Origin of the sequence: Campylobacter ureolyticus (genome assembly GCF_027277485.1) — a bacterium.
In the GTDB taxonomy this organism is placed as follows: Bacteria; Campylobacterota; Campylobacteria; order Campylobacterales; family Campylobacteraceae; genus Campylobacter_B; species Campylobacter_B ureolyticus_B.
On the sequence record NZ_JAPXGQ010000001.1, the window covers coordinates 71,126 to 83,838 of the forward strand.

12 protein-coding genes are annotated in these 12,713 nt (G+C 28.8%); 5 read left to right on the forward strand and 7 right to left on the reverse strand.

The features are described from left to right. Positions 1-33: 33 nt before the first annotated feature. Positions 34-462 carry an IS200/IS605 family transposase gene (gene tnpA / locus O6B72_RS00375; RefSeq protein WP_269491912.1) on the reverse strand — a complete coding sequence of 143 codons (429 nt, stop codon included), beginning with the start codon at positions 460-462 and terminating at the stop codon, positions 34-36. A gap of 70 nt (positions 463-532) precedes the next feature. Here tnpA and O6B72_RS00380 point away from each other — a divergent pair, with 70 nt between their 5' ends. From O6B72_RS00380 to O6B72_RS00390, 3 genes are all read left to right on the forward strand, one after another. Further along, positions 533-1,774, forward strand: a complete 1,242-nt coding sequence (locus tag O6B72_RS00380) for an RNA-guided endonuclease InsQ/TnpB family protein (RefSeq protein WP_269491914.1) — start codon at positions 533-535, stop codon at positions 1,772-1,774. Between the two features lie 441 nt (positions 1,775-2,215). After that, on the forward strand, positions 2,216-3,388 hold the full coding sequence (locus tag O6B72_RS00385) for a major outer membrane protein (RefSeq protein ID WP_269487706.1): 1,173 nt from the start codon (positions 2,216-2,218) through the stop codon (positions 3,386-3,388). A gap of 69 nt (positions 3,389-3,457) precedes the next feature. Further along, complete coding sequence (locus O6B72_RS00390) at positions 3,458-4,021, forward strand: c-type cytochrome (protein ID WP_269491915.1); 564 nt, start codon at positions 3,458-3,460, stop codon at positions 4,019-4,021. A gap of 203 nt (positions 4,022-4,224) precedes the next feature. Here the strand turns inward: O6B72_RS00390 and O6B72_RS00395 are convergent, their stop codons facing one another. From O6B72_RS00395 to O6B72_RS00410, 4 genes are all read right to left on the reverse strand, one after another. Then, positions 4,225-5,997, reverse strand: coding sequence for a DNA polymerase III subunit gamma/tau (locus O6B72_RS00395; protein WP_269491916.1), 1,773 nt, complete (start codon positions 5,995-5,997; stop codon positions 4,225-4,227). Between the two features lie 5 nt (positions 5,998-6,002). Further along, positions 6,003-6,665: an SIMPL domain-containing protein gene (locus tag O6B72_RS00400; protein ID WP_269486971.1), complete on the reverse strand. Its 663-nt coding sequence runs from the start codon at positions 6,663-6,665 to the stop codon at positions 6,003-6,005. Between the two features lie 13 nt (positions 6,666-6,678). Next, complete coding sequence (gene rho, locus O6B72_RS00405; RefSeq protein ID WP_018712591.1) at positions 6,679-7,986, reverse strand: transcription termination factor Rho; 1,308 nt, start codon at positions 7,984-7,986, stop codon at positions 6,679-6,681. A 136-nt stretch (positions 7,987-8,122) separates the two neighbouring features. Then, positions 8,123-8,503 (reverse strand): hypothetical protein, encoded by a 381-nt coding sequence (locus O6B72_RS00410; RefSeq protein ID WP_269491917.1) that lies wholly within the window; start codon positions 8,501-8,503, stop codon positions 8,123-8,125. A 104-nt stretch (positions 8,504-8,607) separates the two neighbouring features. Between O6B72_RS00410 and O6B72_RS00415 the strand changes: the two genes are divergently transcribed. Both O6B72_RS00415 and O6B72_RS00420 read left to right on the forward strand, forming a co-directional pair. Beyond that, the gene (locus O6B72_RS00415) at positions 8,608-10,971 is read left to right on the forward strand and encodes a heavy metal translocating P-type ATPase (RefSeq protein WP_269491919.1); all 2,364 of its coding nucleotides are present in this window, start codon (positions 8,608-8,610) and stop codon (positions 10,969-10,971) included. Positions 10,972-10,973: 2 nt separating this feature from the next. Further along, positions 10,974-11,225, forward strand: coding sequence for a cbb3-type cytochrome oxidase assembly protein (locus O6B72_RS00420; RefSeq protein WP_024962631.1), 252 nt, complete (start codon positions 10,974-10,976; stop codon positions 11,223-11,225). A gap of 82 nt (positions 11,226-11,307) precedes the next feature. Here O6B72_RS00420 and O6B72_RS00425 read toward each other — a convergent pair whose 3' ends face one another. Together O6B72_RS00425 and accA are read right to left on the reverse strand one after the other, a co-directional pair. Continuing rightward, entirely contained in the window at positions 11,308-11,628 is a 321-nt protein-coding gene (locus tag O6B72_RS00425; RefSeq protein WP_018712594.1) for a c-type cytochrome, read from the reverse strand. Between the two features lie 146 nt (positions 11,629-11,774). After that, positions 11,775-12,713, reverse strand: a complete 939-nt coding sequence (gene accA / locus O6B72_RS00430; RefSeq protein ID WP_269491921.1) for an acetyl-CoA carboxylase carboxyl transferase subunit alpha — start codon at positions 12,711-12,713, stop codon at positions 11,775-11,777.

A 12,713-nucleotide genomic window follows, 5' to 3' on the forward strand; every position in this document is an offset into this window, starting at 1 on the left:
GGCTGAATGCCACACAAAGCATTAGTAAGTAACTTATCCTTGATTTTCTATATAAGCCTTGATTGTTTCAGGATTTGCTTCTCCTATGCTACAAGCAAAAAATCCATCAGTCCAAAAAGTTTTTTCTTTCCAAAAATGTTTTCTTAGAAAAGGTTCAAATCTAGTATCTCTCCAAACATAAAAAGTAGTTATTTGTTTTATTTTTTGAATAATAGAGCTTATACTAACTCGTGGTAAATATTGTATCATCAGATGAATGTGATCTACATCACTCTCCATAGCTAAAATTATAAATTCTCCACTCTTACTAATTTCATTAATTTTAGTCTTGATAAAATAATTCAAATTTCCTTTTAGAAGCTTTTTTCTATATTTACAAACTAAGATTATATGTGCTTTTAGATTGTGTTTAGAGTGATTTGTAGAAATATATCCGCGTAGTTTATAATTATTTTTTTTCATAATTTGAACTCATTATTTATATTTTTATGCTACAATTATACAATAATAACAAAACAAGGAAAATTAAAACTTGTTAAGTGCAGTAAAATATAGAATTTATCCTACTAAAGCTCAAAAAGAGTTATTGCATAAACATTTTGGCTGTGTAAGAGTAGTATATAACTATTTTTTAGATTATCGTCAAAAACAATTTAGTAAAGGGATAAAAGAAACATATTTTACTATGCAAAAAAAGCTTACTATTTTAAAAAAGCAAGATAAGTATAAATATCTTAATGAATGTGCATCACAATCTTTGCAAATGTCACTTAGGCAATTGGTTACAGCTTTTGATAACTTTTTTGCTAAAAGAGCTAAGTATCCAAATTTCAAATCAAAGAAAAACACAAAGCAAAGTTATGCTATTCCACAAAATATAAAACTAAGTGATAATAGAGTATTTGTTCCAAAATTTACAGAGGGGATAAAAACTAAAATCCATAGAAAGCTTGATAATAATTGTGTAATAAAACAAGCTTTTATTTCAAAAATAGCTGATGAATACTATATATCAATTAGCTATGAAAACAATAAATCTACACCTAAGCCAAAAGTAATAAAAAATGCTGTTGGTTTAGATATGGGTTTAGCAAATCTTATCATTAGAAGTGATGGCATTATTTATAAAAATCATAAATTCTTACAAGATAAAGAAAATAAACTTATAAAACTACAAAGACAACTTAGTAAAAAACAAAAAGGCTCAAACAATAGAGCAAAAGCTAAAATAAAAATAGCCAAAGCTCATCAAAAAATTACAAGAGCAAGAGATGATTATTTACATAAAATAAGCGATGAAATTACAAATTTGTATGATTTTATAGCAGTTGAAAATCTAAATATCAAAGGACTAATTAAAAATAAACATTTATCTAAATCTATTACTAATGCTAGTTGGGGTAAATTTATTAATTTTCTAAAATATAAAGCTGAAAACAAAGGCAAAACATTAATGCAAATTGATAAATTTTTCCCTAGTTCTCAAATTTGTAGTCATTGCGGAAGTAATACAGGTAAAAAGCCACTTCATATTAGAAGCTTTATTTGTCCGCATTGTCATACTAAACACGATAGAGACTTAAATGCTAGTATAAATATAAGAAATTATGCACTAGGTATAATTGATGATAGATATAAAATAAAATTAGATAAATCTAGGGTAGGAATTACCCAAAGTTACGCTTGTGGAGATAGCACTAGCATGGTATCAAAATATGGTTACATACTTGATACTAGTTACCTATCATTGAAGCAAGAAGCCCACTTGCTTTAGCAGGTGGGTGATTCACTATATAAAAAAGATGATGATATTTTAATTCTAGAAGCTATCGATATAGGAAAACATTCAAAATTATTTTAAAGACTTAGTGTTTTTAAGTGTATAATTTTAAACTAATAAATTTTAACTTATTGTATAGGTAATCATATAAAAATTTGAAATTAATAAAATTTATTATTGCCAAGTATTTACCTATTTCAAATATAATTTTGACTTAAGTAATAAAATCATATTTGAACTTCCTTTTGACTTCTAAGAAAAATTTTCTTAGAAGTTTTTATTTACCAAAACCTTGTTTTTTAGGCTCTTTGGTTAACACTTAGCAACAAAATAGCCACAAAATGGCAAATTTAAAATAACTTTAAGCAAATTTTTTAAATTTTTATGCTACTATTACACCTAACAATTTATTTTAATTGAAAAAAGGAGTTCTAAATGAAACTAGTTAAACTTAGTTTAATCGCCGCAATGGCAACAGGTATTATGGCTACTACTGCTTCAGCTACCCCACTAGAAGAAGCTATCAAAGATGTAGATGTAGGTGGAATGCTAAGAGTAAGATACACTAACGACAGTAGCAAAAATGCTAATGAAAACAGAACAGGAGACAGCAACTGGAATTTCAAAGGTGAGCTTAACCTAAAAACAAAAATTGATGATAACTTTTTTGCAGTTGCAGGTATAAGATATCTAGATACTGATAGATCAACATCATTAAGTGGAAAAGATACAAGAGGTGATGGATTTGATTTAAATAGAGCATACTTCGGATATGCAGTAGGAAATACTGTTGTTCAAGTTGGTCGTCAAGATGTTGGAGCATTCTTCACAGATGATATGTTTGGCGATGGTATAAAAGTTTTAAATAGCGATATTGAGGGCTTAACTCTTGCTGCTTTATGGATGGATGCCTTAGAGAGAGATAGTGATATCGGAACATTAGGAATAAGAGATGGTAAACAAAAAGAAGTTACAGATCACAACCTTTATGGTGTAGCAGCTCTTGGTAGCTATGATCCAGTAAGCTTCCAAGTATGGTATGCTATACTTGAAGATGTAACTGATCTTTTCGCAGTTGAACTTGCTACTTCATTTGATGTTAACGATGATGTAAATCTTAATGCAAAATTCCAATATGCTTTTTCTGATATTGATAGCTCTTTCAAAAAGGACTTGAATAATATTGTAGATGATGCAGATTTTTATGGTGTTGAGGTTGGAACAAAACTATTTGGTGCAGATTTAACAGCTGGTTATGTTGACTTCTCAACTAAAAAAGACAAAACATCTTTAGTATCATTTGAGGATAGCGGTAGCTTTATAAAACCAGGTGAAGAGTTAGTTGACTACACTATATTCAATGGTAAAAATAACTATTGGTTTGTAACAGCTGGATATACTATCCCTGATACTGGCGTAAGAATCGGTGCTGACTATCTTGATGGTAAAAATAAAGTTGTTGACGAAAAAACAAAAATGAAAGAAATTGTTGGTAGATTAGAATATGCTCACTCAGACAAACTTAAATTCAAAACATGGTATTCACATGTAAAAGAGGGTGATGAGAAAAACGACAGAGTTAGATTTGAAGCTAAATATTCATTCTAATCTTTCTTATTCAAGTGAGAGTTTTAAGCTCTCACTTTACAAACTCTTAACTTAAATTTAGGATAATCTATGAAAAAACTACTTAAACTTTCATTTTTAGCATGTCTTTTTATCTCTTTTTGCGATGCAAGTGATGAAACTTACATATTTGAAGCAAAAGGTGAGTTTGCGAAAGAGTTAAAAGCTTTAGTTGAAAAACATTCTAAAGATGAAGGTGTTGAAGTTAATGTTTATAATACAACACCGAATGTTGGTGATAGCAGATTTTTAGGTGTAGGCATTAATAAAAACATTGATTATTCTGCCGAACAAGGCAAAAAAATATATAATAAAAAATGTCTTGAATGTCACGGCGAAAAAGGCAATAAGAGATCTTACGCAGGAGTTAGAAAACTATCTAAAATGAGCGGCAAAGAGATTTATTATTCATTTCAAGCATACTATAATGATTCAACTCATGGAAAAGCTGGCAGAATTACAATGCAACCAATTGCTGCTTCAACATCGAGTGAAGAGTTGGGATATATCATAGCTTATTTAAAAGGTGAAGATGATTTTATATTTAAAGATAAAGCTATGGAAAATACAAATATTTCAAGAAATCCAACAAGCCAAGGAACTTATCTAAAATAAGTTTCCATTTATAAAAGCTTAAATTTGAGCTTTTATAATTTTATTTTAACTGTTTTGCCTATCTGAAAATTTATTAATCCTCACTCAAACTAGTGTTTTATGTCATGCCGGATATTTAGGTGTTTATATCTGAAAGCTTATTAATTTTCAAACTGCATAACAGTAATTTTTATTTAAATATTTAGTTATTTATGGAAAATATTTTAATTTTCCTCTACTTTAGGATCTCCAAAAAGTCTAGTTAGCTCTTTTAGCTTCTTAGTTTCTTTACTTTCTTTAAAATTATTTGAACTTTTTAGCTCATCTAATAGTGATTTGTTTTTTTCTTCTAAGTTATTTGAGCTTAAGCTTTTTTTTAAATCACTAAATTTTTTTAAATTTGCAAGATCTTTCTTAAACTCATCATCAAGGTTTGAATTATTTAAGCTATCGTAGTTTATTTGAAAATCTTTATTTTCTAGGTTTTGTGTTTTATGATAATTTTTATTTAAATTATTCTCTTTTTCTATAGATAAATCTTTACTAAAATTTTCTATAGTTACTTTATTAATATTATAATTTTGATTTATAGTTTTAGAATCTTTATTTTGTAAATTTTTATCTTTATCTAACTTAGAAATTTTTATTTTACTATCTTTATTAAAGGTTTTTCTTAAAATTTCCATTATAACTTTTGATGATTTTCTTAAAAACTCACTATCGGACTTATCACCAAATGATGTTACAAATAAAGTATTATCTTTAAAATCATTAAATTTAACGCTTCTTTTAAAACATTCACCAAGCTCATAGCTTCTATCATATATATTTGTTAAATAGTCATCATATGGAGTTTTTGTTGTTTTTATTTCTGGTATCAAATCTTTTTTATTTTTTTCTAATTTTTTTGAATCATTTAAAATATTATCTTGCTTTAATTCTTTATTTGAAATTTCGCTCATGATATCATCTATGCTTTTTAAGCTCATTGACTCTATCATCAAAAATAAAGTCATAGCTATAGTAAATCCATTATCGCTCCCCATATTTAACATACTTTTAGCTTCACTTAAAACTCTAAAAAACCTCTCATACATAAAAATATTAAATTTTGGATCTTTGCTTAGAAATTTATCTTTTAAGTTCAAGGTAAGCTGATCAATTATCGAATCTGCTTCATAACTACTCAACTCATCAAGTATGCTTACAACACCTTCCCTATCTCTTTTTAAGATAATGCTTAAAATTTCATCTATTTTTACAGGATCTACAAGATCAAGCATAGAAGCAACTTCTTTTGCATTAACACTACCATTTGTAAAGCTTATACTTTGATCAAGCAAGGTTATGCTATCTCTTAAAGAGCCTTCTCCGCTTCTTGCAATTATTTTCAAAGCCTCATTTTCAAAAGAAATACCCTCTTTATTTAAAATATTTGCTAGATGATTCATCACTAGATTTTGAGGAATTGGCTTAAATCTAAAATGCTGAGTTCTTGATAAAATTGTAGCTGGGAGCTTTAATGGATCAGTTGTAGCAAGAATAAATTTAATATGCTCAAGTGGTTCCTCTAAAGTCTTTAGAAACGCATTAAACGCCTCTTTTGTAAGCATATGAACTTCATCAATGATAAATACTTTATAGCGTGAAATTGATGGATATGTTTTTGTGCGCTCAATAAGCTCTCTAATATCATCTATTTTTCTTCTACTTGCTGCATCCATTTCTATAATGTCAATATGAGCATTTTCATTTGCCATTTTACAACTATCACAAACTTCACAAGGATGACTTGTTGGACCATTTTTACAAAGCATAGATTTTGCTAAAATTCTAGCACTACTTGTTTTTCCACTTCCTCTAAGCCCGCTAAAAAGATAAGCATTTGCCAAACGCTTACTATCAAGCGCATTTGAAAGACTTCTTGAAACTGCTTCTTGACCTATAAGCTCATCGAAATTTTTAGGACGATACTTTAAAGATAAAACTTGATACATATATTTTACTTTAAGTTAAATTTAACTTTTACACTAGCGCCAACTGAGATTACACCATCTAAATTTCCAAAACTATCAGCAGCATTTAGACTTTTTGCATTCATAAAATAGTTTTGTGAATTTGCACTAAGTTCTTCAACCTCTATAATTTCACCTAGGTCTTTATTTGAAGCTTCGGCTAGCTTTAAAGCCTTTTGCCTAGCCAAATTCAAAGCTTCTTTTAAAGCTTTGTTCTCATAGGCTTTTATCTCATTATTTTCATAACTTATATTGATATTTGAAATTCCTGCACTTATCAATGCATCTATTAGTGAGTGAGTTTTATTTATATCATTTATGCTAATTTTTGCATTTTTAGATACAGAGTAAATTTTGCCGGCAGCTTCGCCATTTTTGTTATATTTATCGCGTGAGCTTATAAAAGCTCTTTGTATCTGAATACTGTTTTTTGAGATGTTTTGTTCTTTTAATAAATCATTAGTTTTTTTTGTGATTTTATCATTTTGTTCTTTTACACTTAGCAAATTCCCACCATCTGAGTAGATATCTAAATTTAAAACTGCACTATTTGGCGAAAGAGTTAAATTTGAGTTTCCATAAACTGTTACAAAACCATCAGCCAAAACAAAATTTAACAAAACAAACATTAAAAATAAAACTTTTTTCACTTCAAATTCCTTTTTACTCATTCATTATAGATAAAAGTTCTTCATTGTTTTTAGTTGTAAGCATTTTTGAATATAGAAATTTAAGCGCTTCTACATCATCCATTGTTCCAATTGCTGAACGCAAAGCCCAAACTTTTTGAAGCATATCAGGAGTTTGTAAAAGTTCTTCTTTTCTAGTGCTTGATTTTAGGATATTAATTGCTGGGTAAATTCTTCTTTCGCTTATATTTCTATCAAGGAGAATTTCACTATTTCCAGTTCCCTTAAACTCTTCAAATATAACCTCATCCATTTTTGAACCAGTATCAATTAAGGCAGTTGCTACTATTGTAAGACTTCCACCCTCTTCTATATTTCTAGCTGCTCCAAAAAATCTTTTTGGTTTGTGAAGTGCATTTGCATCAACACCACCACTTAATACTTTCCCACTACTTGGAGTAACTGTGTTATAAGCCCTTGCTAGACGAGTTATACTATCAAGCAAAATTACAACATCTTTTCCCATTTCAACAGCTCTTTTGGCCTTTTCTATAACAAGCTCACTAACTCTTACATGATTTATTGCCGGCTCATCAAATGTTGAGCTAAATACTTCACCTTTTACTGAGCGTTGCATATCAGTAACTTCTTCTGGTCTTTCATCAACCAACAACACCAAAAGCTCAACCTCAGGATGATTTTTAGCAATTCCATGAGCAAGCTCTTTCATAAGTTCGGTTTTACCACTTTTTGGTGGAGCTACTATAAGTCCTCTTTGACCTTTGCCAATTGGAGTAAAAAGATCAAGCACTCTTCCGGTTAGTTTCATTGCATCATATTCTAGTTTAAGCTGCTTTGTAGGAAAAAGTGGGGTTAAGTTATCAAAAAGTGGTCTTTGTCTAGCTTCTGCTATTGTTTTATAATTTATCGCTTCTATTTTTAAAAGTGCATAATATTTCTCTTGATCTTTTGGCTCTCTAACCTGACCTGTTACGATATCTCCAACACGAAGAGCAAACTTTCTAATTTGGCTAAGGCTTACATACGCATCATTTACGCTATCACTTAAATTTGCATCAATTCCTCTTAAAAAGCCATATCCTTCACTTGTAATTTCCAAAATTCCAGTAAATAAAATAAACCCACCCTGCTTTGTTTGTGTTTTTAAAATTTCAAAAATAAGTTCTTGTTTTCTAAATTCTCTTGGATTTTCTATACCCATTTCAGTTGCCATTTGAGCCAAAGACTCAATATCCATTATCCTTAAATCTTCTATTTTATGCCCATCAACAGGTATATGTGTTCGCGTGTGCTGTTTTTTATTATTAGTATTATTTTCCATCTGTCCTTCTTTAAAATCAGAATATAAATTTATGTAGATTTTCAATATAATTGAAGTTTGCATTTTTTACAATGCAAGTTTTATTTTAGTCAAATTTAACTTAATACTTTCTTTATAGGCTTTAAAAAGGCTTTGCCTAAAGACCTAAATAAAACAAAAAAGTAACACTTAGTGAAAAGATAAATCTAGTTTGAAGTGGAATTCTAACATCGCTTGATAGAAAAAATTTTATATCATCTTTTAATTCACCTTTTGAAATTTTTGCACAAAAATAAGCTTTACATAAACTATCAAAAAGATATAAGAAATAAAGTGTTATTAAAATGGGGCTTTTTAAATTTAAGCAAAAAATACAAAAACTTAAAAATAAAAAATTAAACTGAATTGTTAAAAATAAAAATGGAGATTTTTGCCATTTTTTAGCATAGCTTAAAATCAAACCTTGTAAATTCTCGCTTTTATTTAAAAAAATATCTAAACATTCAAAAATAAAAAATATAATTACTAAACTTTTCATAAATTTACCTCTTTATAATATTAGCATATATTGAATTTAAAGGCTATAATTTGTAAAATATAAAACTAAATTTGGAATAAATTTGTAATAAAAATGGAAAATAAATGGAAAAATGTAAACACTGCCAACTAAGTTTTAATGAAAACGAGCTTATTACCGATGAGTTTGGAAATAAATTTTGCTGTAATGGTTGTAAAGAGGTTTTTTATCTTCTAAACAGTGAAGGATATGCTGAATTTTATGAAAAACTTGGCAAAAATAAACTAGATCCTGTCTCAAGCTTGAAAAAATTTACAAAAGAAAACACCGAGAATTTTTATAAAAATTATGTTAAAAAAACAGATGATGGCTTTAATGAAATTTATATAATAATAGAAGGAATTCATTGTGCTGCATGTGTTTGGCTAAATGAAAAAGTCCTTTTTAACCATCCTGGAATTATCGAAGCTAGTATAAATGCCTCAACTCATAAAGCAAAAATAATCTGGGATGAAAACACCACAAACTTAGCAAATATTTTCAATCTTATTAATTCAATCGGCTACAATGCTTTTGCTTATGATCCAAAAAGATCTCAAAAAAGAATGGATGCAAAAAGAAGAGAGTATTACTCAAAACTCTTAGTGGGAATTTTTGTAACTATGAATATAATGTGGATAGCAGTGGCACTTTATAGTGGATATTTTAGTTCAATCTCGCAAGCAAACAAGGATCTACTTCATTTTGTGGAGTTTATTTTAGCAACGCCAGTTATTTTTTATACAGGAAGTGTTTTTTTTAAAGGAGCAAAAACTTCTATAAAAACAAGAGTTCCAAATATGGACTTACTTGTTATAACTGGAGCTTTGACGGCTTATTTTTACTCAGTTTATGTAATGCTTACAAGAAGCGGGGAGGTTTATTTTGAAAGTGCTGCGATGATAATTACCTTTGTCTTTGGTGGAAAATATTTAGAGCTTTTAGCACAAAAAAAAGCTGTAGATAGGCTTGATAGTTTTTCAAATTTATTAAATAGCGAAGTCATGGTAAAAAATGGAGATAATTTTGAAGCCAAAGATCTAAATTTAGTAAAAAAAGGTGATATTATTTTAATTAATAGTGGTGATAAGGTATTAGTTGATGGTAAAGTAATTAGTGGATCTGGAAGCTTTGATTATGCAAGTTTAAGTGGTGAAAGCTTGCCACTTTTTAAAGAAAAAAATTTATCTGTTGATAGTGGTGCGATATGTCTTGATGGAAGCCTTACGTATGAAGCAAGTTGTGATTTTAAAAGCTCACTTTTAAATAAAATAATAACCTTGCTTGAAAATGCTTCGTTTAAAAAATCTAAAATAGAATTTCTTACAACTAAAATTTCAGGCTATTTTTCAGCAGTTATTTTATCACTTAGTTTAATAACTTTTATTTATTGGATGATTTTTAATTCAGATTTACAAAAATCAATCTTAGTTGCAGTAAGTGTTTTAATTGTAGCTTGTCCATGTGCACTAGGACTTGCAACGCCTGTTGCAACCCTAGTCGGACTTAGCATAGGACTTAAAAATAAAATCATTTTTAAAGAAGCTGCTATTTTAGAAAGTGTTGCTGGATGTGAAAATATAGTTTTTGATAAAACTGGAACTCTTACAAAAGGTGAATTTGAAGTTATAAATTTTACTAAATTTAAAGAATTTGATGAAAATCTACTTTTAAATTTAGTTAAAAAATCAAACCATTTAGTAAGTAAATCTATTTTTAAATTTATAAATGATAAGGTTAAATTTAACGAACTTAAATTTAGCGAATTTAGCGAAATTGCAGCAAAAGGCGTAAAAGCAAAATATCAAAATTTTGATTTAATAGGTGGAAATTTTAAGTTTTTAAATGAGTGCGGTATAGAGTGCAAAAAAAGTGATTTAACAAACTACTTTTTTGCTATTGATGGTGAAGTTGTAGCAAAATTTGAGCTTGAAGATATGCTAAAAGACGATGCTAAAATGCTTATTGAAAACATTAAAAATCTTGGATTAAAACCATATATTTTAAGTGGCGATAATGAAAAAGTTGTAGAAAATGTGGCAAAAAAACTTGGAATAAATGATTATAAGGCTAATTTTTCTCCACTTCAAAAAGCTGATTTTGTAAAAAATCTTAAAAAAGTTATAATGGTTGGTGATGGCATAAATGATGCAAATGCTCTAAGCATAGCAACTGTAGGTATTGCAATGGGAAATGGCGCTAGTATAAGTGTTGAAAAAAGCGATGTAGTTTTAATGGATGATAGTTTAAAAAGTCTTTATGAGATGATAATAATTTCTAAAAAAACATTAAAAACCATTAAAGAAAATTTAGCAATATCATTTTTTTATAATGCCATAACAATTCCACTTGCTGTGTTTGGGTACATAATACCACTAATTGCAGCACTTTCAATGAGTCTAAGTTCACTTGCCGTAGTGCTAAATAGTGTAAAAAATTTAAAGGATTAAAAATGACTGGAATCATAGCTTTAATGATGTTTGTATCAATACTACTTGGAATGTGTGCATTATTTGGGCTCTTATGGGGAATAAAAACAAAACAATTTGAGGATTATTCTAAATTTCTAGATGGAACTAAATTTGATAGCGAAGATGCATTAAATGATGCATATAAAATGGAACAAAAGAAAAAAGAGGCTTTGAAAAACAGAAAAGATAATAAAGATTTAGAAAAAGATAAAGGCTACAGACCACCTGATTAATTATGTAAATTTATAAGATAAATAAAATAATTTTTTTAAAAAATATAGTAAGTTAAAATGAGGGGAATTTCCCCTCGAAGTACTATTTTAAAGTTTGAATATATTCAACTACAGCTTTCATATCATCTTCACTTAGAGTTGCCATTTGACCTTTCATAATAGCACCCATATTGTAAAGACCTTTTCCGTTTTCGCCCATTTCACCAGCTTTATATTTAATCATATTTTGAACCATTTCTTCTGGATCAAGTGTTTTTAAAGCAGGTATTTTATTTAGATAAACTTTTTCAGCTTTTGGGCCGTGACAGGCAATACATTTTTTATAAACAGTTGCACCATCAGCTGCAAAAGCTCCGCTAAAAGCAACTCCTAATACTACTAAACTTAATGCAAGTTTTTTCATTTTTATTCTCCTTATTTTTACTTTTTAGTTATATAAAACTACATTTAAAGTCTTACAAAAAACTAAACTCTATATAATAGATGTACATATTATAAAACTATTTTTTAAATCATTATTTAATAAAAAATATTAATTATGATTTAAAATTAGCGCTCTTTATATGCTCCAATGTTTAGAATTTTTTCCATTCTTTTTTCTAAAAGCTCATCTACACTTAACTTTTCAAGCTCGCTAAGTTCTTTTAAAAAATACTCGCCAACTTCTTTTATAGCACTTTCTTTATCTCTATGCGCTCCTGTTTTAGGCTCTTGTATAACATCATCTATGAGTTTATGTTCTTTTAACTCACTAGCTGTTATTTTCATAGCCTTTGTTGCAAGCTCACTTTTAGTAGGATCATTCCACAAAATTGCAGCACAACCCTCAGGTGAAATAACTGAAAAAATAGAGTTTTGCATCATGGCAAGCCTATCACTAACGCCAATAGCTAATGCCCCTCCACTTCCACCTTCACCAATTACAACAGAAATCATAGGAACTTTTAAAGAGCTAAACTCATATAAATTTTTTGCTATTGCTTCGCTTTGACCTCTTTCTTCTGCACCAACACCTGGATAAGCACCTGGAGTGTCTATTAAAAACAAAATTGGGAGATTAAACTTTTCAGCCATTTTTGCAACCCTTAAGGCTTTTCTATAACCTTCAGGATTTGGCATACCGAAATTTCTTTTTATTTTATTTTTAGTGCCTCTTCCCTTCTCCTCGCCAATAATCACAACTTTTCTATCAGCCATATAGCCTATAAAACAAACTATCGCAGGATCATCTCTAAAGGCTCTATCTCCGTGAATTTCATATCCATCTTTTAAAAGAAGCTTTATATAATCAAGTGAATATGGGCGATCAGGATGACGAGCTAATTGAAGTCTTTGGTATTCTGAAAGATTTTTATAAGTTTTTACAACCTCTTTTTCCAAATTTTTATTTAAAATTTCAACAGCATCATCATCGCCCCTAATTTTTGCACTTGAAATTTCTTCATCAATTTGCTTTATTCCTTTTTCAAAATCCAAATAATTAGCCAT